This is a genomic window from Variovorax sp. GW821-FHT09D07 (assembly GCF_059416345.1).
Genome location: NZ_JBWKOY010000001.1, coordinates 1 through 23,080 on the forward strand (window position 1 = coordinate 1; position 23,080 = coordinate 23,080).

The 23,080-nt window shown below is 59.0% G+C and carries 15 protein-coding genes; 7 read left to right on the forward strand and 8 right to left on the reverse strand.

From position 1 onward, the window contains the following. The coding region (locus tag AC07OX_RS00005) for an ESPR-type extended signal peptide-containing protein (protein ID WP_495263022.1) at positions 1 to 986 on the reverse strand (986 nt) is incomplete at its 3' end. Positions 987 to 1,400: 414 nt separating this feature from the next. Here AC07OX_RS00005 and AC07OX_RS00010 point away from each other — a divergent pair. Further along, positions 1,401 to 2,114: a Crp/Fnr family transcriptional regulator gene (locus AC07OX_RS00010; protein WP_495263021.1), complete on the forward strand. Its 714-nt coding sequence runs from the start codon at positions 1,401 to 1,403 to the stop codon at positions 2,112 to 2,114. Further along, complete coding sequence (locus tag AC07OX_RS00015; protein ID WP_495263020.1) at positions 2,111 to 2,857, forward strand: Crp/Fnr family transcriptional regulator; 747 nt, start codon at positions 2,111 to 2,113, stop codon at positions 2,855 to 2,857. Before AC07OX_RS00010 ends, AC07OX_RS00015 begins: the two co-directional genes overlap by 4 nt. Before the next feature lie 1,404 nt (positions 2,858 to 4,261). Here AC07OX_RS00015 and AC07OX_RS00020 read toward each other — a convergent pair. The 5 genes from AC07OX_RS00020 to AC07OX_RS00040 form a co-directional block, all read right to left on the reverse strand. Next, the gene (locus AC07OX_RS00020) at positions 4,262 to 4,543 is read right to left on the reverse strand and encodes an HU family DNA-binding protein (RefSeq protein WP_495263019.1); all 282 of its coding nucleotides are present in this window, start codon (positions 4,541 to 4,543) and stop codon (positions 4,262 to 4,264) included. A gap of 207 nt (positions 4,544 to 4,750) precedes the next feature. After that, complete coding sequence (locus tag AC07OX_RS00025; RefSeq protein WP_495263301.1) at positions 4,751 to 5,389, reverse strand: Crp/Fnr family transcriptional regulator; 639 nt, start codon at positions 5,387 to 5,389, stop codon at positions 4,751 to 4,753. Between the two features lie 405 nt (positions 5,390 to 5,794). After that, entirely contained in the window at positions 5,795 to 6,238 is a 444-nt protein-coding gene (locus AC07OX_RS00030; protein WP_495263017.1) for a hypothetical protein, read from the reverse strand. 4 nt (positions 6,239 to 6,242) lie between these two features. After that, entirely contained in the window at positions 6,243 to 7,082 is an 840-nt protein-coding gene (locus AC07OX_RS00035; RefSeq protein ID WP_495263016.1) for an OmpA family protein, read from the reverse strand. Between the two features lie 21 nt (positions 7,083 to 7,103). After that, entirely contained in the window at positions 7,104 to 9,899 is a 2,796-nt protein-coding gene (locus AC07OX_RS00040) for an ESPR-type extended signal peptide-containing protein (protein WP_495263015.1), read from the reverse strand. Between the two features lie 625 nt (positions 9,900 to 10,524). On the opposite strand from AC07OX_RS00040, the gene AC07OX_RS00045 reads away from it, so the two are divergent. The 3 genes from AC07OX_RS00045 to blaOXA all read left to right on the forward strand — a co-directional run bounded on the left by AC07OX_RS00045 (position 10,525) and on the right by blaOXA (position 14,413). After that, positions 10,525 to 11,622, forward strand: coding sequence for a response regulator transcription factor (locus tag AC07OX_RS00045; protein ID WP_495330991.1), 1,098 nt, complete (start codon positions 10,525 to 10,527; stop codon positions 11,620 to 11,622). Positions 11,623 to 11,765: 143 nt separating this feature from the next. After that, on the forward strand, positions 11,766 to 11,999 hold the full coding sequence (locus tag AC07OX_RS00050) for a hypothetical protein (RefSeq protein ID WP_495263013.1): 234 nt from the start codon (positions 11,766 to 11,768) through the stop codon (positions 11,997 to 11,999). A gap of 1,619 nt (positions 12,000 to 13,618) precedes the next feature. Continuing rightward, positions 13,619 to 14,413 carry a class D beta-lactamase gene (gene blaOXA / locus AC07OX_RS00055; RefSeq protein WP_495263026.1) on the forward strand — a complete coding sequence of 265 codons (795 nt, stop codon included), beginning with the start codon at positions 13,619 to 13,621 and terminating at the stop codon, positions 14,411 to 14,413. A 393-nt stretch (positions 14,414 to 14,806) separates the two neighbouring features. Here the strand turns inward: blaOXA and AC07OX_RS00060 are convergent, their stop codons facing one another. Further along, on the reverse strand, positions 14,807 to 15,379 hold the full coding sequence (locus tag AC07OX_RS00060; protein ID WP_495263012.1) for an OmpA family protein: 573 nt from the start codon (positions 15,377 to 15,379) through the stop codon (positions 14,807 to 14,809). Positions 15,380 to 15,417: 38 nt separating this feature from the next. Continuing rightward, positions 15,418 to 19,806: an autotransporter outer membrane beta-barrel domain-containing protein gene (locus AC07OX_RS00065; RefSeq protein WP_495263011.1), complete on the reverse strand. Its 4,389-nt coding sequence runs from the start codon at positions 19,804 to 19,806 to the stop codon at positions 15,418 to 15,420. Between the two features lie 1,530 nt (positions 19,807 to 21,336). Between AC07OX_RS00065 and aqpZ the strand changes: the two genes are divergently transcribed. Next, on the forward strand, positions 21,337 to 22,035 hold the full coding sequence (gene aqpZ, locus AC07OX_RS00070; RefSeq protein ID WP_495263010.1) for an aquaporin Z: 699 nt from the start codon (positions 21,337 to 21,339) through the stop codon (positions 22,033 to 22,035). A gap of 68 nt (positions 22,036 to 22,103) precedes the next feature. Continuing rightward, positions 22,104 to 22,337, forward strand: a complete 234-nt coding sequence (locus AC07OX_RS00075) for a hypothetical protein (RefSeq protein WP_495263343.1) — start codon at positions 22,104 to 22,106, stop codon at positions 22,335 to 22,337. Positions 22,338 to 23,080 lie beyond the last annotated feature (743 nt).

Here is a 23,080-nt window from a genome sequence, read left to right on the forward strand (position 1 = left end):
GACAGGCTGGAGATACCGCTGGTGGCGGTGCTCAAGCCTGAGGAGGTAGACGTCGAGAGGCTGCTGACGTTGCTGTTGGTAGTGCTCAAGCCCGTCGAAGTCGAGGTCGAGAGGCTGGAGATGCTGCTCGTGGCCGTGCTCAAGCCTGAGGAGGTAGACGTCGAGAGGCTGCTGACGTTGCTGTTGGTAGTGCTCAGGCCGGTGGACAAGCTGGAGATGCCACTGGTCGCGGTGCTCAGACCGCTCGACGTGGAAGTCGACAGGCTGCTCACGTTGCTGTTCGTGGTGCTCAGGCCGGTGGACAGGCTGGAGATCCCACTAGTTGCAGTGCTCAAGCCCGTCGAGGTCGAGGTCGAGAGGCTAGAGATGCTGCTCGTTGCCGTGCTCAGGCCGGTGGACGCCGACGTCGATAACGATGAAAGCTGACCGAAGTTCACAGCATCCGTCGGGGCTGTTCCCGCAGCAAGCCCCGTAATCTTGTTGCTTGACATCGCAACACTGTTCAGGAACGTCGTGGCTCCTTCTACCTGAATCCCGGTCGATCCGTAGAGGAACAACTTTCCACTGGCATCGCCATAGACCGCGGCAGTTGTATACGAAGGGGCACTCCCCCCGTTCAAATTGCTCGAGTTCCCCAGGAGGAACGTATACGAAGTCGACTTAAATACGCAGTTCCCAACATTTCCCGTGTAGCTGGTGCCGGTGTCGGCACCATAGGATCTCCCAGTTGCAGCGGAGCCACCAGGGAGGCACAACTGCAACCCCCCACCCCCTGTTTGGGCCCAAGCCCCACCTCCCGCAAGGAAGAATGGCAACCCCATAGCAATGGCGGCCGTCACCCTGAGCACAAACCGAACGGACGAACGACGCGACGACCCCGTCTGTCGCGAACCGCTGCTTCTCTTTCCCCCGGCCGATGTGATTTCCGACGTTGCCACCCACGCACCAAGCGACTCGTTCCAAATACTGCGAAAACTCTTGTTCACGATTGATCCTTCAACACACGTTCTTACCCGACCCCGAAAAAACTTGGCCAAGCATGAGCCGGCGGACGAAATCTATCGGTCGCCGTTACGTTTCAGTGAAATGAATCGGCAGCAATGTCATCGACCCGACCTTTTTGCAATCCACAGGATTGAGGGTGTGAAAAAATTCCATGCAATTTGCATTTCATTGCAGTTTTGATTCGGCCTGCAGTAGTAGCCCCCAGCTTCCGGAGAGCGCTGCAAAAGGGGGCGGGCGTGCGTCGGTGCGGGCCCAAAAAGAGACGGGATCTGCTGTAGTCGCAGGCCTGGCAAGCCTCTATTGATCGGCAGTAAGAATCGCCCTACGATGGTTCATCAGGGCGATAAAGCGCAGCGTCGCATGGCAAAGCACCGTGCGGCCCCGTGGAGTCGAGGATGGCCGAGGCGGAGATTTCGGAGCGCGATTCGGCGCTGATGGAGCAGTCGCTGAGGTTGACGCGGGGCTTCGCGTCCTGGCCGCCTGGCGCGATGGCGTTGCTCCTTACCCGTTCGCGCCTGCGCCGTCACTCGCGAGGGGATGTTCTTTCGACCGGCACCGATGTACCCGAGGCCATCGCGGTGGTTTCCGGCCATGTCGTCGTCGGCCGGACGCCACCGGGAGGCGTGCGGTCCACGGTGGCGTTTCTCGGGCCCGGACTCGTGCTCGGGTTCGCCCGCATTCCCGACATCGGCGACCTTTCCGTCTACGATTTCTCGGCTAACGACAACGTGGTGGCGGTACACATGCCGCTGCAGATGGTGCTCGACATCCTCGAGAAGTATCCGAAGCTGTGGAAAGACATGGCCGCCATGCTGATGCGGCAGCACAGGGACCAGTTCGATGCGCTGGTCGACCACATGGCAGGCCCGCTGCAGCGGCGCCTGGCAGGCACCATCGACCGGTTGGCCAAGCTCTACGGCACCCGGGCTTCGCGCGAAGGGCCGCTGCGGCTGCGGCTGACGCAGGAAAACCTGAGCCTGCTGCTCCAGGTGACCCGGCAGTCGGTCAACAAGGAACTCAAGGCACTGGCCGCACTGGGAACGATCGAGCTGGAATACAACACCATCGCGGTTCTCGACCAGGCAGCGCTGAAGAGGCTTGCGCAATGATGACCAGACATGGCGGGGCACCAGATGCAGGCCTCATCGAGCGCGCGCTGCGCCTCACGCGCGGCTTCGCGTCCTGGCCGCCCGACCTGATGGGGCGGCTGGTGCTGCACTGCAGGATGGAGCGGCATGAGCGAGGCACGATCTTCTATGTCGCGGGGGCGAAGGAAATCGAGGCTTTCGCGGTCGTTTCGGGGCACATTGTTGGATGGCGCGTCACCCCGGCGGGCTCGCGCACCGTGATCGTCTTCATGGGGCCCGGCACGGTCATCGGGGTGGAATGGGCGTTCGACCGGGAGGCCGACCTGAGGTTCGAGTTCTCGGCGCACGACACCCTGATGGTCGTGCGCATGCCCGCGCTGATGGTCCAGGCGCTGCTGGACGAGCACCCGCCGCTATGGAAGGACATGGCGCTCATGGCGCTGCGGGAGCATCGGGAAATCCGCGAAACCCTGTTCAGCAACGCGGTGGGAATACTCCGGCAGCGCGTGGCCGCAACGATCGAGCGCCTGGCGCGGCTCTATGGAAGCGACGCGTCCGGCACCATCTCGCTGCGCGTGACGCAGGATGACCTGGCCGAACTCTTGCAGGTCGCGCGGCAAACCGTGAACAAGGAGCTCAAGTGGCTGGCCGCCGCGCGCGTGCTCGAGGTCGAATACAACAGCCTCACGGTGCTCGATCTCGACGCGCTGACGCGGATGGCCGCCAACATCCAGTTCGAAAAGTTGGCGGACGCGACCCCGTAACCACGCGAGACCTCCTCGAGAGGCTGCCGGGCCGGGGCAGGCCGCTCAGAGGCCCAGCGCCTTCGCCACGCCCGCGCCGTAGGCCGGGTCGGCCTTGCTGCAGTTGTCGATGTGGGGGGCGATCCGTGGCAACTATGGCGGGCAGAGGACGATATCGGGATGCGACCGGTTAGCCCACCGGCCTTTCTTCGATAGGCTAAGGGCAAGAGTTTTGGCCGTACGGTCGAGCGCTGCTTCTTGTGAACACGGGTGTTTCACGCCAATCGCATCAGCGCTTCACGGTACTGCTTGAGGCAGGATTTCCATCCGGCCGTGCCGCATGAACGAATTTGTGCGGGGGGCGTTCCCGTCTCTACTGCGTCGATCAGTCCACGCCGTCTCAGTCCAGATCAAATGGCCGAAGTTGGATCTGTATAGGCGAAGTGTCGAATTCAATGTCTTCCGTGTCGAGAGGCCCCCGCAGAAGATCCTGTAGAGATGAGCCACTGCGCAGATGATCGGTCGCGACTTGATCAGAAGCAGGAGCGTTGAGATCGTCGGCGCTGTTGGCTAGCGCCCAACGATGATTCGGAATTGGCTTGTCAATTGTGAAGATGAGTCTCCTCTCCTAGAAAGCCTAGTGTGCTACATGGAGGACTGCTGGTCCAGGTGTCAAATTTGACTGACGTCATATTGGAAAGGGCAGCGTCGGCCAAGGCCTGCGGCCTGTTCTTCCGTACTGCCAGGTTGTACTTCCTGTCGTAGATGGCCTGGCTTGCTGTGTCGTGGCGTCGACTGACTCGGTGGTGCGCTATCACACGAGACGCCGTCCGGCGGCCACGATCCAGCGCTCGGCAGGTACGCGCAGGCTCATCGGAAGGTTGGCATAGAACGTCTGCATGCTGGAGATTTTCCGTCCGAAGTCTGGGCTGAGCAGGCAGGCGTCACGTGCTTGGCGTGCTCCATGAAGCGTTGGGCGAGAGTAGATCGCACGGTGGCGAAAGATGCTCTGCTTGAGTGCGGAGGCTGGAAGCTACTCTGTAGTAAGGAAGACTGAACAAACTTCAGCCATGGTATCTCGGACCATATTCTCCTCATAGGTGACCTCGTCATGCCTTGTTGGCAAGGAGCAGAGGTCTTTGCGCGGGAATGCTTGCCACAAGCAGCTTAGCCTCCGCCCAGATACAAAACGCCACGGCTCAAAAGGCCGCAGCCCCACCGGCGGCCACCGAAGGCGCCGCTTGTGACGGGCAGCAACTACAGCAGGGGCAACGAAGCGGCGGAATCGATTGATGCCGCAGAGGGGAGGCTGGGAGGAGGCAAAACGATCAAGATCAAAGCAATCCCGAAGACGATGACAGTAGTGGTGGTTTTCAGGATTCTTCTCCATCTATCGAACGGCTGTAGTAGCCATAGGGGGCAGGCTTACTCTGCCGCGTTGACCGCGTCTTTCAGAGCCCTTCCAGCGATAAATTTCGGCGCTTTGCTCGCCTTGATTGTCATCGGTTCGCCAGTCGACGGGTTGCGGCCAGTACGTTCAGCACGACTTGCAACGGAGAATGTGCCGAACCCTACCAGTTGTACGGGCTCTCCGCGCGCTAAGGCTCGCGAAAAATTTACCAGTACCGAATCGAGTAGCCGGCCAGTATCGGCCTTACTGAGATTCACATCCGCAGCAATAGCGGCGATCAGTTCGGTCTTGTTCAAGATGGAAATTCCTTTCAATGGATGGGTCGGGGATCAATGGTGGAGCTTGCCAGAAGAGAGGCGAAAAACCGAAGTTCTGATGTGTACCGATACAGTAAAAATCTCGGCTATGTGACCGATGCCCGCCATAGCAATGTCGAACTTCCGCGGCGCACTAACGCTGCGTAGACATTGTTGGCCCGATGAAGCGGTGGACGCATTTCTTTCCTAGGAAGCCTGTATCGCTCTTCTCTTCAAGGCGTCGAGATCGAGAACCGTAATCACGTTGTAGTTCAAACTGATTGCGCCGCAGGCCACCAGTTCTCCCAACTCCTTGTTGACACTTTGCCTTGTTACTTGAAGAAGTGCTGCAAGGTCCTCTTGTGTAAGCCGGAGGCGGAGGCTTATTTCATCGCCTTCCCTGATTCCATACAGCGTTGCCAGCCGCTCGATGGTCGTAGCAAGACGACGTTGGAATGAACCGATGCCTTGACTCAACAGCGAGTCGAGTACTTGTCGAAATTGTTTCAGTAGCATCTTGGCCATCTCCCTCCAGAGCATGGGAGCCTGGTCGAGGATGTTGAGGACCTGCGCGGCCGGCATGTGAATAACCACGGTGTCGTTCAATGCCCGATAGCTGTAGATGGCTCGGTCTGTCTCATCTTCTTCGTCGGGATTTCGTGTGAACCCGAGCACATAACCGGGGCCGAGGAGGGCGACGACGGATCGCTTCCCGGTCGCCTGGAGTAGCTCAACAACGACATAACCGGACACAACGGAGAGTATCTCTTTGGAGCCTGTTTCAGTGGCGATCGTCTCGCCTCGCGAGTAACGACCCACGCTTGAGACTGAGAGCAACTGTTGCATGGCGAGCTGAGGCCATGGCGCAAAGCCCTGAGTCAGTCGCAGCGATCTTTCGACCAGTGTCCCGTCCTCTGGAGATCCCCGTGGATGTTTCATCCGAGCTACTCCTTCATGCTCTCGCGAGGGATAGCTTCATTCAGCAAAAATACTCGCCCTTTCTTGGTCCTAGCCGCATTGATCATCCTTTTCTGCCAAGAGAGTTCGCCGTGTGCGGTTTCTCGGGGATCTCGTTGTCTATGAGTGGGCCAGAGCCTGTAGCCGAGTTCAAGAGCATCGAGGTGAGCCAAGGGATTCGGAGAAATATGCATGTAGGCCTCGGCGAAAGCCCAGACCCACATCTGCTTGGGCCATCTATTCGCTTCCGTAGTTTGTGAGCTGATTTTTTTCTCCCTTGAGTGGTTCTTGAGTTCAACGGCAGACGTGAGTTGTTCTGCAAAAAAAACGAGGAGCATCGCCCCCACTGGTTTCGATTTGAGATGCTCGTCGGAGGAGATCGCGCATCGCAAAAAGAGAAGAAGGGGTCGCGATCACGATGTCGCAGTGATGGGCATGCTGCACACGAAGTTCGGGGACGGAGTCGGGCCGTGCAATGAAGATCAGCAGCTCGTGCGGGCGCAAAAGCTCCCGGGCGGACGCGAGCAGTTGAGCCGACAATTTCACATTCTGATCGCACGAAACCACCAGCATGTCGCAGCGGTTCGGGTGACTTTCGGTATCCTTGAATGCATGCAACTCAGTGAAGCCAAGAGGAGTGCAACCGAGCCGCCGAACGACTTGGTAGGCGAACTTCCTCGAGGCTGATACTGGATCAACAATCCCGATGCGATGCACTTCGCGCGCGCAACCGGGCATCTTTTTATCGTTCGCTGAGGACCTCGAGTTCCACGCGCCGATTGGGTTGCAGGCAACTCACGAGAGCGGACGTTTTTTGTTCACCGGGACAAGCCACCACCGGCTGGCTTGCACCAGCGCCGGTTGTGCGGATGATGTTGCGTTCGACGCCGTATTGAACGAGGAGTTCACGTACGGTATTGGCGCGCGACAGCGACAACGGTTGGTTGTAGCTTTCAGAGCCCAGGCGATCAGTGAAGCCGATAACGGTCAGGCGCTCGATGCGCTTGTTCCCACCTTTCAGCTTCATCGCCAGTGCCTCCAGCTGACGCCGCCCCTCAGGAAGGATGTCTGGAATCCCTGACTTGTCGAACGCAAACAGTGCGTCGGCATTGAGCTTGATGCGCTCCGGCGCTACAGGGACTGTGGGGCGCGCTACCTCCACCGTCTTGGGCTGGATATGCTGAGCGCAGCCAGGATCTTTCCAGTAGATCGCACTCGAAACGCCATCCTTGTAGACCACCTTGTATTGACAGGTGACGAACTCTTCGCCGCGGCCGGTACGGAAGTTGAACAGATAGTCCCACTCCTTCGGGCCGAACAAGCCCTCGTTGAAATGCGGGTAGCTGATGAGTTCTCGCACCTGATTCTTCGTCATGCCGCGTCCGATTCGGCGCAACTGCTCCACGTCAATGAACGTGCCACCCTTGAGCCAAGCGCGATCGACGTCCGGGAAGCTCACAGACTCTTTTTCTGCACTCGCATCGGCTGCTTGGTTGGATGTTTTGGCACTCGATGCGCAGCCGCCGAGCATTGCCACTAGAGCTGTCAGCGCAAGAGATTGGATCGTGATCTGTTTTTTCATGAGTATTGCTCCTGCTTCTGATCAGTCAAACGAGAACCCGAGGCCTACGCGGACGATGGCCTTTCCTCCGCCCGATCCCCAGCCCACGCCGGCGTGCAAGGTGGTCTGGCCGCTGTCGGAGCGCTTAAGCAGGTTGAGGCCAATGCCCGCTTGCCCGTTGTAGCCGGCCACTGCACCACTCACGTGATAACGGCCGGGCTCCACCGGTGTGACCACAGCCATCGCCGCAGACGCAGCAATGCCACCCGAGAGCATCTTGGCGTTGCGGTTGATCTTTTCATCCAGTCCATTGATACGGTTGTTGACACCACCTACGGCGGTGTTGAGTTGATTCACATTGACCGCATCAGTCCCTGCAACACCAGGTGCCACGTTATGGATTGCGACTGGGCCAGACGAGTTGTTTCCGCCCATGGTCACACTGCTGTAATTGGTAGTTCCATCGACATTGGTGTCGTACTTGACCGTCGATTGATCAATCACCGCTACCGTGCCTTGCACCGCCTTCAATTGCGAGACGTTCACTGCATCGCTGTCAGCTGCGCCGGCAGCTACACCCGTGACTTGCCGGAACTGTCCGTTGGCCGCGTCGCCCACCGATACCGCGGCCAGCGTGCTGGTCGTGGCGCCAATTGCGATACGTTGCGAATCGGTGGCCGTGGGAGGTACATAGCCCGCCACGCCGGAACCTGTCGACGCGACAGAGCCGGCGCCGAGCGCAACGCCGCCTGCTTGCGTGACAGCGGCGCCCGCACCGATGGCAACGCCTTGCACAGCGGCAGCCGACGACTGAGTGCCCAACGCGATGGAATCCGCCAGGTGCGATGTCGCCGCCTGACCGATGGCGATGCCACCCAGTGCGCTCTGCTGCACCACGGCACCGTTGCCGATGCCGATTCCGTTGCTGCCATTGACCACTGTCTGTGGCCCAACTGCGATCGATTCAGTGCCGATTGCCAGGGAATCTGCCGCGCTGGAGTTGGCGTGAAAGTACTTCACCGGCGTGACTGCAAAGGACTGCAGCGCGCCGGAAAGTTGGCGAATTGTCACGGCATCTTGGGCTTGCGTACCATCCGCGACATTAATGATCTGGCGGTAGCTGGTCGCGTTCCCTACGGAAACGGCGCCCAGCAGCGTGTGGTCGACGGTGTTGTAAGGAACGAGCGAGCTGCCGGCGGGAATGCTGCCTGTGACGGGGGCTACAGCACGATCGGACGTCGAGTACGAGCCCAGCGCGATACCGTTATCGATGCTCGATGAAGAGAAGGCGCCAAAAGCGATGCTCTGGAGCGCCGATGCCTTGGCAATGGTGCCTGACGCGATGGAGCGCGCTCCGGTCGCGTTGCTGGTGACGCCGATCGCGGTGGACCCACTCCCACTCGCCACGGCCTCATAGCCAAGTGCGAGGGTCTGCGTTCCCGAGGCATTGCTATCCAAGCCTAAGGCAACGGAATTTCGGCCGGTGGCGATGCTTCCCTTGCCAATGGCGACCGCACTCAGCCCGCTTGCGTTGCTGCTCGTGCCGAGTGCGATCGATTGTTGATTGCCAGCACTGCTGCCAGTTCCAATGGCGATAGATTGGGGCCCGGTCGCAGCGGCCTTTGTGCCAATAGCGAGGGCTCCAGTAGCGTATCCATTCATTGAAGCGTCGCCGCCCAGTGCGGTCGCTCCGTTGCCTATTGCAACCGCGCTATTCCCACTGGCGGTTGCACCAAAACCCACCGCGCTGCTGGCCTCACCGGAAGCGACGGTGTCTTTGCCGGCGGCAATGGCATTTGCTCCCGTTGCGCCATCGTTGCCATAGTTGCTGCCCTGCGTGCCGCCGTCGTTGACGCTGTAGTAGTGCGTACCGCCCGCAGCAGTCGCACTGGCCATCGCCTTGAGTTGGGCCACGTTCACCGCGTCGCTGTCCAGCGTACCTGCAGCCACATTCTGGATTTGTCGCGTCCCAGGCACGATTGCGAACGGGCTGGAGACGTAGCCTACTGACACCGGTGCCAAGTTGCCCGATGTCGTCGCCGCAATGGCGCCACTCTGCGCAGCCGTCGCGGACGTTGGCACGTATCCGACACCATTGGCGGTCGAATCGGCGATGGAGAACGCCCCCAGGGCCACACCCCTAAGTGCGGTGACCTGCGAAGCCTCACCCAAGGCAATCCCGCCGGGAGCCTCGGCACGCGCATTGCTACCCAACGCCGCGGATCCAAGTGCGTTGCCTCCCACGACGGCGCCTTGCCCCAACGCGATGCTGTTGCCGGAAAGCACGAGGCTGCCTTGCCCGAGAGCAACGGAGTTCGAGCCGCTTTCAACCGCACTGCCGTCGCCGATGGCAACTGACGAAAATGCCTTCGCCCTGGCGCCAGTACCGATTGCGACCGCGTTGCTCACCGTAGCCTCGGCGCGCGAACCAATGGCGATGCTCTCCGCTCCGCTGGCCACAGTGGTCGTATCGCCCAGTAGTAATGCACTTTTGCCGGTGTTGGCTGAAGCCGCCACGCTATTCACCACGGTCCAGTCCGGAGAGGCACCCGACCCGTCGTCGGGCAGGCCGTTGATGATTGAGAAGCCCCCCTGGCCATTGGGAACTTGACAGGTCCAGGTTTGGAGCGGGCCGTTCTTGGACATGCAGAGCGTGCCGGCGTTGGTGCTCAGATCTGCCCAGGCCGAACTGCCTGTACCCAGCAACGCTGCGGTCACTGCCGCGACGGCGATGGAAGCGCAGGCCGCGCTCCGTTGGCATCGACCACCGGTGACCTCGGACGCTGCTACCCACGTGTTACGCGCCTCACTCCAAATAATGCGAAATGTTTTATTCATGATTGACACTGTTGCTTGAAAACCTTTTGGAAGGCGCAATTCATCCTCAACTGATTGCGTCGACTTTAGGTAAATAGTTGGTGCCCTGGTGCAAAGCTGATTGCATTGGAAGCAGCAAGAAAATCGGACTAAGACCTTAGGGTGAGTGCGAATCTATCTTCACGCATGACGCATGGGAAAACCGATTGATCCAATTTGTCGGCTACCCGACAATTGTTAATATCCGCATCTTCGAAAATGTGAACAAAGTCCTGCACTCAGCGTCGATCTAATCCATCTGATGAGAGACGAGTTGAGCCCTTTCACCTCTGGCGGGCGTGTCTTGACGACAGTTTTTCCATGACGGGCAATGTGTTTTCGAAGTGATCACTTCTCTCAGAAGCCTAGAAAATGCTGGAGGTGCTATGGTTTTTACATTCAGGCCATACGGCGCAATAGAAGTCATGCATCTAGGAGAATGGAGCAGCCAACGCCGGAGACTTCGCAAAACAGATCGCTGAGAAAGGTTATAAAAAGTCACAAAATCACGTGTCAATCACGCAAAAAGTCGCCTACCCGACAAATGCAAGGCGTTGACTCTCCTTCAATGTTGATGAATCGGATTCAATTCATGGCAGGAGGGCCCATGAAAATTGCTTGCCAAACCCGCGACGCAAATTCCTTGCGCGAACAAACATTGAAATCAAATTCATTCTCCGAACTGAATTGGGGAGGTTTTCTTACGACCGCATCCGATTCGCTTTCAAATCATTTCGGTGACGGTACGGCCTCGATCGAAGGCGAAAGCCGACGACGCCCGCGTCACCATGGGGACAACACTCAGAGCGAGGAGCAAACGGACCACTCGAGAGACGCTGCGCAGCAAGCTGCAGAAGAGGCTAGACCGGGGAGGGATGGGTCAGGAGCTGGAGAGCGGGTCGACCATCAACAGCCTTCAATGCCGGTGCTAGGCAAAGCAATGCCGGTTGCGCAAGACCGCCCACGCATTGCTCTCTTCCACGAAGTGCCCCCCGAAGGAGAGCTGGTAGCTGCATTGCTTTCGACCGATGGCCATGACGTTTTCCCTGAGGCGTCGGCTGAGGCATTCATCGAGATGGTTCGACGTGAGTACTTCGACCTCCTGGCGATCAACTGGGGATCGCAATCCATGCAGGGGATGGAGGTGTTGAAGAGCGTCCGATCGATGGCGTCCGCGAGCAGCTCAGCGCAGGTTCTCATGCTGACCCCGCGCACCAGCGAGTTCGAGGTTGTGCAGGCGCTTGATAGCGGCGCTAACGACTGCATTCTTCAGCCTGGACGGCCCTTCGAGCTCGTCGCGCGAATCAAGGTGCTCTTGCGCGTCCCCCGGGAGCTGGACGTTCCTGCCCCAGAGAGTTTCTTCGGATTCAGCTTCGACAAGGTCTCTCGTATCGTTCAGGGCAACGGCGTGCGAGCTAAGCTGGCACCGCGAGAGTTCGATCTGGCGCGTCTTCTTTTTCGCAACTTCGGGAACACGGTATCGCGGTCCTACCTTTTCTCCGTGCTTTGGGGTGGTGATGGGACGTTGAGAACGGTCGATCAACACATTGGCCGCATTCGTCGCAAGCTCGGGCTCTTCCCTGACAGAGGCTTCGTGCTGCAGTCAATCTACGGAGTCGGCTACGTGGTGCAGTCAGTGGGAACAAACCGTTCTGCTGGTCACGATTTCGGGCTGCTAAGTAATTCGGGGCGTGGTGTCGCTTGACTGCGATATCAGCGTCCTGGACCTAACAGCACCGAAGAATGCAGCGTGCGAAACTTCGCAAGAGATGAGAATTTCCTGACGGGGACCGCGAGGTGGGCTGTCGTTCGACTGGTCAATTGTCATGTCATTGGACATGATTGGGAATGACATGCATCAATCTGAACGAAGTTGAGACCGACCTGATCGTCTCTGCTCTTCTGCGTAGGCACGAGGAACTGAAGAGGGAGGAGCGAGGTCATGCAGATGCGCAGGCCTTGCCTCTTTCGGAGCCGGGCGTCAGCCAAAACAGGCAGCGCAGTCGAGCTCGCCGGGAGGAAATAGAGGTACTCATTCGCAAGTTGATGGGCGAGCCGTTCCTGTTCATCGGTTATGGCTGACCCGGTCATCGGCCGTCAATCTACTTAAGCTCCGCACGCTTCGTCGCGCTGACTTTCCCGGGCGCTCGTGGTTTCGTCGCGGTTGTCTGCAGGCAACGGAGCGAAAGGATCACTGCATCCTCTCTAACGACCCTGCATTTAGTGGCGGCAGGCGTAGTCGAACCCAATACAACAGAGGCTCTCTAGCTTGAGTGCGAGGGGTACCCTTAACGATTCACATCGGGATTTCTAAAGGTGCCATTAACATGCTGCTGTGAGCGCAGAGACAGCACATTCAGCGCCTTTTTCCGAGTCTGAATCTTCGGGGCTGCTACCTGGCCAGAACAATCCGCCTGGTCATATTGATAACGGATTCATCCGAATCCAGGACGAAGGGCCGAGTCCGCATGACGCCTCGCGTCACGCTGAAATCGCTGGCTAATGTCTCGTGCGCTGAGTCGCAGCTGTGAAATCCAGTGGTGCCCACCTACCTCTGCGCTGAGCGCAATTCCACTGCAGGGATTAGATCGCCTCAGATCGCGAAGGCACGCCCAGTCACCTCGCTGAGGCGGTGATTGATCTAAGGCTTGGCTCGGTTCCACTCAAGATGGGAACCATCCGCTAACGGCGGAAAGTTGTCTGTCTCTCACGGGAGTTCTTCACGCTTCGACTGCTGTCATTGCGCGAAATGTCGACTACCCGACATTGGCTGAAGAGTCAGTGTGCGTTAGATGATTTCGGCACGATAGAGTTGTCTTGATTTCGAATCCTCGGCATCTGAGATTCCGTACGAAGACAAATGAGGAAGCGTGAGGGTCGTGCGTGTACTGGCAGCACCGTTGACGACATGCAAAGAGGCCGCATTTCTATCGATGACCCGGATGAACAGCTTCGTCGCGAAGGGTTGTCAGGAGATCGCAGGCTAGATTTTGACTGTTTCCGAGCCGGCGGTTTCGCTCCAAAGGCACTGCCATAGAGAAAGCCCCGATCGAACATGGGGATCACGCATGTATGTGATCGCGACTGTCCTTATCAGAAGGGGCGACGAGGCGCAACGCCCCATTTTTGAAGACACTAAATTCAGAGTCATGAAGCGCGATTCGTCTCTTTTTTCGTGAGTTATCAGAGAGCATAAAATATGAAGATCCAAGAAGATTTCATCACAGCACGTTTAAGGGTTGCAGCTGTGAAAATATCAATTCTTCGAGGTTTGTCAGTGATCTTGCCAGCCTTCAGCCTCATAGCCGTCGGTCTCTTCCTGAATATGGCCGCAACTGCTTCCCAGGGCCTGAGTGTCTTGATGTACGCGTTGTGCTTAGTTATGGCCGCGGTATGTATTCCGATGAGTTTCAGGCTTCACTGTGAAGCAGCTCGTCGCGAGGCTGGGCTTCGACAACGTGTTAGCCGGTGATGGAAGTTTGCGCGTGCTCGAAGAATTCGAGTGTGATTGTGCGCGGGCTTCTCAATCTCGATATCCGCCACCCCTTGAAGCTCATAGCGTGCGGGCGCCAGATTTCTGCCGGACAGTTTGGCGATGCTTTCTCGATCGACTGGCCCAATCCTGTGTGTACGAACTTTGCCTCACGTGGGCAGAGGGATGCAAAGAAGGTTGTTTTTAGCCTAGGGAGGATTCAGGCGTGCTGACCCGACGCAATCTCGTTTTTTCCGCTTTACCATTTTTCTTTTCTTTCGAGGCCTTCGCGGCTGAAGTTCCTCAGGAGCGGGTAGATTGGTCTAGGTTCTTCACTGAAGCGCAGGCTCGCGGGACGATCGTTGTGCTTGATGCGCGTGGCAGGCGCGATGCAACATTCGTGTATGACGCAGAGCGCGCTGCTCGTCGCTATACGCCAGCTTCCACCTTCAAGATTCCTCATAGCTTGTTCGCCTTGGATTCCGGTGTACTGCGCGACGAATTCGAGCAGATACCCTGGGATGGTGTCACTCGATCTCTTGAGGCGTGGGACGCAGACCAAAATTTACGCTCTGCGATGCGAAACTCCACGGTCTGGGTGTACGAGCGATTTGCCGGGCAGATAGGCATGCAGCGCGAGACGGCTTATCTCCAACAGCTTAACTACGGCAACGCAGTTGCTTCGGGCGATGCGCCTTTCTGGGTCGAGGGTGATCTAGCCATCTCGGCCCATGAGCAGATAGCGTTCTTGCGCAAGCTTTATCGCAACCAACTAGATTTTCGTGTCGATCACCAACGTCTCGTCAAGGACGTGTTGATCAACGAGGCCGGGAAAGACTGGATTCTTCGTGCGAAGACCGGATGGAGTGGAAAGATTGGCTGGTGGGTCGGTTGGATTGAATGGCCAAACGGGCCGGTATTCTTTGCCTTGAACATCGACACTCCGAACAGAATATACGACCTCCCGAAGCGCATCGACATCTCGCGAAATGTCCTGCGTTCTATTGATGCATTGCCGCGTTGACGCGTCCTTGGAGGGAGACCACAAGCGTGCAACTGGTGTTGGGGAGTGGCCGCAGCCTTCGAGCACTTCAATGAGGTGCGTCCGCACTCGGTATTGAAGATGCAATCACCCAGAGAGTTCAGGCAGCATCGCGCTGCCTACCAGCCCTTGCTCAGATCGAGCAGACGCTACATCGTGAATAGCCCGTGTCCTGAAATACGAGGGCAAGATCACTCCCGCATTCAAAGGTCAGGTGATACCCCTTATCCAAGAGCTCGACGGGTGAGTGGGGTGCGCCCCCCACGAGCACATCGAGCATCGAGGGCCCCGAGATCATTGCGTCGTTCGAACGACCTTGGTGATTTCGGCCCTTGAAGAGTGCGAGCGCTACGGCTAAGTAGCGGCCCAGAGTTCTTATCTTTTCGCCGCTTGGCCCATGATGTCCACCACTACGCGACGGTCTGGCTGCAGGCAAGCAATCAAGGTTGGAGAGCGAGCCATGCCTTGGCAGTCGCGCGTGACAGGATCTCGTTCGCCCATCGATTTCACTTCCATGGGAACATTGACGCCTGCGCTCTTCAGGTAGTCGCGCACGGTGTTGGCGCGTTTCTGCGCTAGGCGATCGTTGTAGTCCTCGCCACCTAGGCGGTCCGTGTGGCCCGTGATCATCACGCTCTGCACCTGCATCTCTTGGCTGCGCAATGCGCTTGCCAGTGCATCGAGTTCGGCGCGGCCCTTCGGGAGCATATCGACTGCACTTGAGCGGTCGAAATCAAAAAGAGCATCCGCGCTCAGATTCACGCGCTGCATCGTCGGCGTCGCTGGCACGGGGGCGGGAGTCGGCGTCACGACAGGTGTGATCGCGCAGTTTTGCCCTTGGCACCAGTTGTAGCGCTCGTCGTGCAGGCTGCCGCAACCTGCCAGGACGAGGGTGACGAGTGTCGAGGCACCGAACCCCAACAGTCTTTGTGTGTTCTTCGTTTGCATTTCTTGTTTCCTTGCCGCTATCCGTGATCCGTTCGCTCTCACCACGCCGCTCGCACACCAAGCTGCCCGGAGACGCCTTGGCGCTGGCTTCCGCCGAGCGAGCGCTGGTACTGCACACCGCCGTACAGATAGGCAACCTTGCTCAGCGGCAGCTGTGCTCCGACACCGAGCTCGGCCCAGCTTTGCTTGGCCCACTGTTCGCTCACCGTGGTTTCGCCGACGGTCACGGCCTTCGGGTCCTTGAATTCGTGCAGCAGATTGGCCGTCACGTAGAACGTGTTGGTGCGCGTGAGTTTGTCGCCGCGCTCAGCCTTGCCGTTCCAGGACAGTCGCCCACCCAGGCGGGCGCGCAAGCTCTGGCTGGTAAAGCCGTCTACGGAGGACACGTTGTCCGCGAAGCCGCGATAGCGTGTCGCCTGATAGCTCAGTTGCGCCTGAGGCTCGATCAGCCACTGGCTGTCGCCGATCTGCCATGGACGGCCCACTTCGGCGCTCAACCCCACACCAGTACCCTTTTGGGTGCCCTCGCCGCCGTACTTGTCGGTGTATTTGTTTTGCACCACATGCAGTTGGCCGACGAGGTCAAGGTAGCTGCCGTTGTCGGCGTAGCGAGTGTGGTACGCGCCGAGGGTCGCCATCTGGCCCTTCATCTTGCCGGTGCCGTAGCCCATGCCGGCGTCGCCGCGGCGGCGATCGCTGAAGTTCGTGCTGGTCTGACCGTAACCCGCGCTGATCCCGGTATGGGTATGCGACTTGTCTCCGGGGTCCCCGCTATAGTTGATCGCCAGATCCTTGCCGACCTGGACGAACTGCATTTCCTGTTTGAGGCCGAACTGGCGTTTGCCATCCAGGTCCAGGCGTTGCGCGTGCAGGCGTATCCACGCCTGGTCGTCCGGTGCTTTTGTATCGCACCCGCAGTAGTCCCACTTGACGGTCTGCTGTTCGCCCATTCGCTGATGCAGCGTACCCAGCAAGCCCAAGCCCAGCTCGCTGCTCGCGACCTGGCCCAGAACGTAGCCCGAGGCGGCGGGCCGCAGCAATTCAGGAGCCGGAACCGATGGGGAGGCAGCGCCCGGCACAGCCGGTGGCACAGGGGTCGGTGCGTAGACGCTGCTCAGGTAGAAGCTGTTGGCGTCACCGTCGGTGCGACCGCCGCGGTGCAGACCGTATTCGTAGGCGCCAGCTTGTACTGGGGAAGCCAGCGTGAAGTTGCCTTCGGTCGATGTGCCTGCCACCTGAACCACCTGCAGGCCGTTGATCGTCTGCGCGCCGGCCCCGCCAACGTTGTTGACCTGTACCCGGGTCGTGCCGCTGGTGTTGCCGTGGACCACCAGCTTGTCGGTGGCGCTGGCGTCGTTGCCCAGTGCCGTATTGATCTTCACCAGGCCATTGGTACCCGCGTAGTTGCCATTGACCGTGAGCACATTGCCGGCCACGCCCGAGGGATTGCGCAGGTCGACGAGGCCAGCGTTGTACACGTCGCCGGTGATCGCGAAAGTGCTCGCGCCCATCAGCACGCTGCTGGTTGGCTGGATGAACAGACCCATCGGGGTCCCGTTGCCATCGACGCCGGCGCCGACGACCAGCGGGGCGCCAGCGAGGGTGAGGCGGGTGTTGTCGAGCGTGATGCTTTCCCAGTTGAGCAGCTGGGCGCCGCCGGCCGTTGCGGTCACGCCCTGCAGGGTCAGCTTGTCGACCCATCCGTCGGCCGCCGATACATCGTCGCCGCCGTCCAGGAGGGTGCTGCCGTTGTAGCTGGCGGCGGACACCAGTGCCGTGTCGGAGCCGTTCTGTCCGCGGAAGCCGCCCGACAGGGTCCCGCCCGACCAGGTGAAGTTGTCGTTGCCGTCGGCGGCGCTGGCAACGCGGTCGTCGCCGTAGATGGTGCCGTTGAAGCTGCCGCCGGTGAGCGTCAGGCTGTCGTTGCCCAAGCCGAGGATCGCATCGCCAGTCACGGTGCCCGCGGTGGTGACGACGGCATTGCCGCCGAGCGTGTCGGTGCCGGTACTGGCAGCGTCGCCGTCGCGAATGGCGATGCCGGAGGCGGCGCCGTTGAGGGTGGCGCCCGCGCCGATGTTGATGGTGCCGCCTGCTGCCGCCAGGGTGTGGATGGCCGCGCCAGCGCCGCTGCCGCTGGTCACGCTGCCGCCCGTGGCGTCGACCTGGTAGTTGCCCGAAGCCGCTTTAGCCTGCAAGCCGTCGGCATTCGCGCCAGTCGCCGTCACAGTGCCCGCATTCATCTGAACCGCAGCCAGGCCAAGGGCGGTGTTGGAGCTGACGATGCCCGATGCAGAAGTGCCTGATGTACTGACCGTTCCGCCGTTCATGATCACCGTCGCCGTCGAGGTGCTGGCAACCGTTCCGACGTTCGCTGAAATACCAACCGAATCTTGGCCAACCGTTGTGACCGTCCCTGTGTTCAATGCCGTTGCATTGCCCACAGCGCCCTGATCAACTGCTGCCTGCATGCCTTGGGCGGCGATACCCGTGGTGGATATCGTCCCTTGATTCACGGCCGTGGCGTCACCTGCACCGTAAAGCACGCGGGCTGCCGTTCCCTGCGCGAACTGCCCCTTGGTAGCGATGGCCCCCTGGTTGGTGGCAATCGCATCCCCATAGCCCATGATGTCCGCAAAAACGCCAATGCCGTAGGGAGACCCATTGGTCGCGACGGTTCCGCCGGCCTGTAGCGTTGCAATCGCAGTGCCGTGCTTTGACAGATCACCGTTGTCTATATGCGCACCGATCCCGGTGGAATAAGGACCATTCGTCGTGATGGCGCCGCTCGAGGTCGCCGTCGCGATGCCATTGCCGTTTGCGACTGCATAGACGCCATAGCCGAACGTCCCGCCGGTCACTACGGTTCCGGTGTTGGCCGCTGTCGCATTGCTGTTCGCCGCAGCGGCATAGACGCCGAAATTTCCATCGAGACCGGAAGCACCGGTCGTCAGCACATTCCCGTTGTTGGTCGCGGTTGCATTTCCGGTTCCCATGGCATGGGCAAAGATCCCCTTGGCACCGTCGGTACCGCTGGTCTGGATGGAAGTGCCCGCCGAGGAAGTGGCGACGGCATCGCCGGCTCCCAATGTGCCGGCATAGAGCCCGTAGCCATAGTTGCCCGCCGTGGTGATGCGGCCGTTCAGCAGCGTGGCAGTCGCCGTGCCATTGCCTTCGTTGCGTGCGTAGATACCTGCGGCGCCGGTCTGCTGCGTGGTGATCGTCGACGTTGCTGCATCCATGGTCGCCGTTGCCGCGGCCGTGCTGGCCGGGTTCAAGACAGTGGCCCAGATTCCGTAGCCGTTGCTGCCCTTGGTCTCGATACTGCCACCCGTCATAGTCGCGGTCGCGGCGCCCGTTCCGATGGCCAGCGCGGCCAGCCCAACGCCACCCGATCCGTTGGCGATCACTGTCCCTCCCGTCTGGCTGGCAATGGCGTCGCCGGACCCTGAGCCAACTGCGATGACGACCGAGCTGGCGCCGTTCGTCGTCGCAGTGCCGCCAGAAATGGTGGCGGACGCCGTGCCGGAACCGAGTGTCTGGGCCACAACGACCGAGTTATTCAAGGCCTGTGTGGTGGCAGTACCGCCAGTCATGGTGGCCACAGCATCGCCATTGCCGCGCGCCAGCGCATAAGCCGCGTGCGACCCGTTTGCCGGACTGGTGCCTGTACTGATCGAACCACCGTTCACCGTGACCGTCGCCGTGCCGGTGCCGTGCGTTTCGGCATACAGAGCCACAGAGGAACCTTGCTGGCCGGTGGTGGAGATGGAGCCGCTGTTGAGGATCGAGGTTGCGTTGCCGTTGCCGTAAGCGACTGCGGTGGCGCCTGGAGCGTATTCGCCGACGTTGGTGATCTGCGCACCATTGATGACGACACTCGCATTCCCGTTACCGGCCCCGGCTTTCGTTTCGGCCAGCGCAGCCCAAAAAGGACTGGCCCCAGTGTTGCCCGCAGGAGCGGTCACATTGATCGTGACAGGGCCATTGACTTCAATCTGTTGATCGCCTGCGCCGCTTCCGGTCGAAAAAATGCCATGGTTGTTGACCGGCGCGATGGTGAAGGGCGCTGCGGTGCCGTCAACGATAACTTTGATGTTGTCGGTGCCATACACAATGCCGGTGGTGTTCGGGTTTGCGTCCCCCACTGGCGTTCCATCGCCCTGGCAAGTCGCAGTCCCGCCTGAAACGACAGCACCGCATTCGTTGGCCGCCCAAACGGATGAAGCTCCACCGAGAGCAAGCGTCGTTAAGAATGCGGCAGCCAGTGTGGCACTCGTGCCTTTCTTACCGCACGCCACTGGTACGAGCGAAGTTGCTCCTGCCATGACTTTGCCGCTCGTACGTTTGCCGCAAGCGGTCGTGAGTTCCGAGGTGGCCACCCAAGCGTTTAGCCCCTCGCTCCAGATACTTTTGAATGTCTTGTTCATGTTTACATCTATGCCGATTGGCGAATTTCGGCAGTGTGGACGCGATGTCAGGTCGCGTTTGCCGCAGTGAAAGAGTGCTTCCGACGCAATTGCGAAGTGGGGGCGAATCTATCGTGCTGCAGTGCGGCGATGTAGATCAGATGGGGCAATATGTCAGCTACCCGACATATCCATTGGCCGCTGCTTATAAATTGTGAACAAATTCCTCCAGCGGCAGAAGCTCTGCCCCTGCGTTTGCTAAGCTAGGTCGCTCGGCAGAGCGCGGCTCAAAGCGTGGAATCTTGCGAAGAGACCTCAAATTAATCACGCGCGGGCATTGCTATCCGGGCTCATCCGAGCAATAGCGCGTGCGATGCCGATGAGGAGCCCGGGCCCACCAAACCAACGGGCGTTCGAACTCTGCTGGCTGAACTTTCTCAATGGTGATATGGCCTGAAACGACACAACCGCTTCGTGCTGACCCCTCGTACTGGAGCAGAGGCCCCACCGCTCGTCTCGCCCAAGCTCTGACGCCGTCTGGAGGCGAGCTATCACGCACAAAAAAGGGCGGCGAAGAGATTGCTTCGCGAGATCGTTTCTCCAAAGTTCCGGATGAGGATGTGCGTCAGCTCGAACCCTCGGGGCGCGAACCCAACTTGGATGACATTCCCTCGAACGATGCGAAATCCTTGATCGAAAGCAGATCCGCGCATTCGCTTTGAAGGGTTCAAACAAGTATCTCGGGACGCACGCAAGAGCGTCTTGGCTCGCGCATCGAGTTCGAAGGGGCGCCCGGCCTGAAGGACGCAGTCGCCTGCGCCACGTTCGAGGGCTTGCACACCCTCGATCTCCATCCCCACAAGGACTGCGATTCCCAACCGATAACGGGGAAGTCGAAATATTCATCACGAATCATTTCGACGAATGCTTCAGCTGCGTCCTCTTAGAAGACGGTATGCCCGTCGGCGAGCAGTTGCTCCGCTAGTGCCGGCCCTTCGGAGCGCATTTCGTCGAACAGCGCGATGCGAGAGCGGTTGGCGGAAGTTGTTCACACTTTTTAGAAGCTGATTGGCCGCGATGTCGACTACCCGACAAACGAGGCAAATCGGTTTACTCACTCCTCGCTCGGTCAGATAAATTCGCGCCTCGCCGTGGATCTGCGGTTGTTTCCCACGAATTAGATTCAACTTTCTATGGCATTAAAGCCGAAGGTATGAATCGCGTTCAAAGCAGTCCGCCGGGCGGTCTGAAATTTCTAATTGGATTTTTTTTGACTACAAAATCAGAAATCAATAGGACGCCGCGCGTCAGTTCCGATGATACGCGTAAAACATGGATCCCCGTATCCGACCTCGTCGATGCTCGCTGCAGACGCGGCACCGTTGAAGAAGTCGCGGTCGCGATGCTGACTACGACCACCTCAGCCTGGGCCGACCAAAGCGGCAGCACCGCCAGGCGATGCCCGGGGAAGGGCGACAAGATACCGGCATAAATCGTTCGCATATCTCAATAGTCGTGGCGGCCTAGCAGTCATTTATCCGAAGAATCATCGTGAGCAAGGTAAGCGCTAGGATCTTGGCGGCAGAATTCTTAGGCACTTTCTGGCTTACGTTTGGAGGAGGGGGCAGCGCCGTCTTGGCGGCAGCCTTCCCACAGATAGGCATTGGCCTGCTCGGCGTATCGTTGGCTTTTGGCCTCTCGGTAGTAACTGGCGCTTACGCTTTGGGTTATATCTCAGGGGCGCACTTCAACCCTGTGGTTTCGTTTGGCCTTGCGCTTGCGGGAAGGTTGAAAACCTCCGTGCTGCCTGGATACGTCGGTGCCCAGGTGCTTGGAGCTTGCACTGCAGCGCGCGTTCTTTCCCTCATTGCGGCGGGAAAGCCGGGTGCAGATATCGGAAGTTTCGCTGCCAATGGGGTCGGTGAAAACTCACTTGGTCACTGCTACTGGATGGCCGCAATGATCTGCGAAGTGGTCATGACCGCAGCATTCTTGATCGTCACCTTGGGTGCGGCGCAAAACAATGCTGCAGAAGGTTTTGCAGGACTTGCCATTGGGTTGTGCCTCACGCTCATTCACCTCGTCCCAATCCCAGTGACAAACACCTCTGTGAATCCGGCGCGGAGCACTGGCGCGGCAATCTTCGCTCCGAACTGGGCAGCCGCTCAACTGTGGATTTTCTGGGTAGTTCCGCTAGCCGGCGCTGCGCTCGGTGCACTGATCCACAGCAAATTTCTTCAAAAGAACTGAAGCGCTCATAGCGCACATGAACCCTCTGTTTCGAGTAGTTTTGAAACGATTTTGTTAAGAGCAACGGAATGGCAACCACACTTAGAGCAATTGGAAAACACGTAACGCCGATGACTGTCCATAGGAATGGATGGTGCAAACAGGAATGGGTCTGGGCATTTGCCGACGCATATATGCTGATCAGCAGGAAGCCGGCAACTCATATCGAGGCGCTTGAGATGGGGTACGGGTTCTGGGATCCTCTAGGCAACGCGGATCCCTACGAAACCGCACAAGACGAGCTTGCAAGGCCGCTGACTTAAGTTGGGGTATTCGCCAATTTTTGAGGCCGACGATTGTGTTGTGCGACGCTTTTTCGCCGGGTCAGCAAGGAGCCGAGGATGGTCGACGTCAAAGACTCTACGGAGGAGGGTGCTCTGGCCGAACAGGCACTGCGCCTAACCCAGGGCTTCGCGTAGCTGCCGCTGTCCGCTAGCGTCGGATCTCACAATGGGCTCGTGCAGCATCAGACTTTCGCGATTTCAAAAGAATGTCCGCGGCCTTCACGAAGGCACGCAGAAAATTTATTTCCCCCACGCAGTTGTAGACCACAACCGCGTCGGCGGCACATGCGATGCTGGTTTGTTGAAGCAGAAGATCTAACCGAAAAATGAAAACCATCATCACCGTACTTTTCTTCGCAATAACCTTGATTCTTATTGCGTGTCTTCCTCCTGATAGGCCTCCAGTCTTTCCTCCCGAGAGCATGCTGAGCGCGCGATAGATGCTTTAGGGCGGAATCCCGTAACCGGCAGCGCCGATGTCGACCGTCTCCTGTCGACCGTCTCCGACCTCGATACGCCGAACCGAGCCGCTGGCGCTCACACGTGTCTTCGGTGAAGGGGAGTGGGAGATCGTCCAGGCGGTAGCCGAAGGCCTCGAGTGGGTGCATGGCTGGCAGGCCCCGGCAGCGCAACGTCTGCGGCTCGCGCTGGATTTCTCGTAGGCCAACGATGTCCGGCAGGTCGAATTCGCACATCTCGTGATCACCGAATCAAGCGAAAGG

Excerpts from the sequence above, each read along its gene's own strand:
- AC07OX_RS00010 (WP_495263021.1), top strand. The coding sequence starts at position 1,401 with ATGGCCGAGGCGGAGATTTCGGAGCGCGATTCGGCGCTGATGGAGCAG.
- AC07OX_RS00015 (WP_495263020.1), top strand. The coding sequence starts at position 2,111 with ATGATGACCAGACATGGCGGGGCACCAGATGCAGGCCTCATCGAGCGC.
- AC07OX_RS00025 (WP_495263301.1), bottom strand. The coding sequence starts at position 5,389 with ATGCAACAGTTGCTCTCAGTCTCAAGCGTGGGTCGTTACTCGCGAGGC.
- AC07OX_RS00030 (WP_495263017.1), bottom strand. The coding sequence starts at position 6,238 with ATGCCCGGTTGCGCGCGCGAAGTGCATCGCATCGGGATTGTTGATCCA.
- AC07OX_RS00035 (WP_495263016.1), bottom strand. The coding sequence starts at position 7,082 with ATGAAAAAACAGATCACGATCCAATCTCTTGCGCTGACAGCTCTAGTG.
- AC07OX_RS00040 (WP_495263015.1), bottom strand. The coding sequence starts at position 9,899 with ATGAATAAAACATTTCGCATTATTTGGAGTGAGGCGCGTAACACGTGG.
- AC07OX_RS00045 (WP_495330991.1), top strand. The coding sequence starts at position 10,525 with ATGAAAATTGCTTGCCAAACCCGCGACGCAAATTCCTTGCGCGAACAA.
- AC07OX_RS00050 (WP_495263013.1), top strand. The coding sequence starts at position 11,766 with ATGACATGCATCAATCTGAACGAAGTTGAGACCGACCTGATCGTCTCT.
- AC07OX_RS00060 (WP_495263012.1), bottom strand. The coding sequence starts at position 15,379 with ATGCAAACGAAGAACACACAAAGACTGTTGGGGTTCGGTGCCTCGACA.
- AC07OX_RS00065 (WP_495263011.1), bottom strand. The coding sequence starts at position 19,806 with ATGAACAAGACATTCAAAAGTATCTGGAGCGAGGGGCTAAACGCTTGG.
- AC07OX_RS00075 (WP_495263343.1), top strand. The coding sequence starts at position 22,104 with ATGGCAACCACACTTAGAGCAATTGGAAAACACGTAACGCCGATGACT.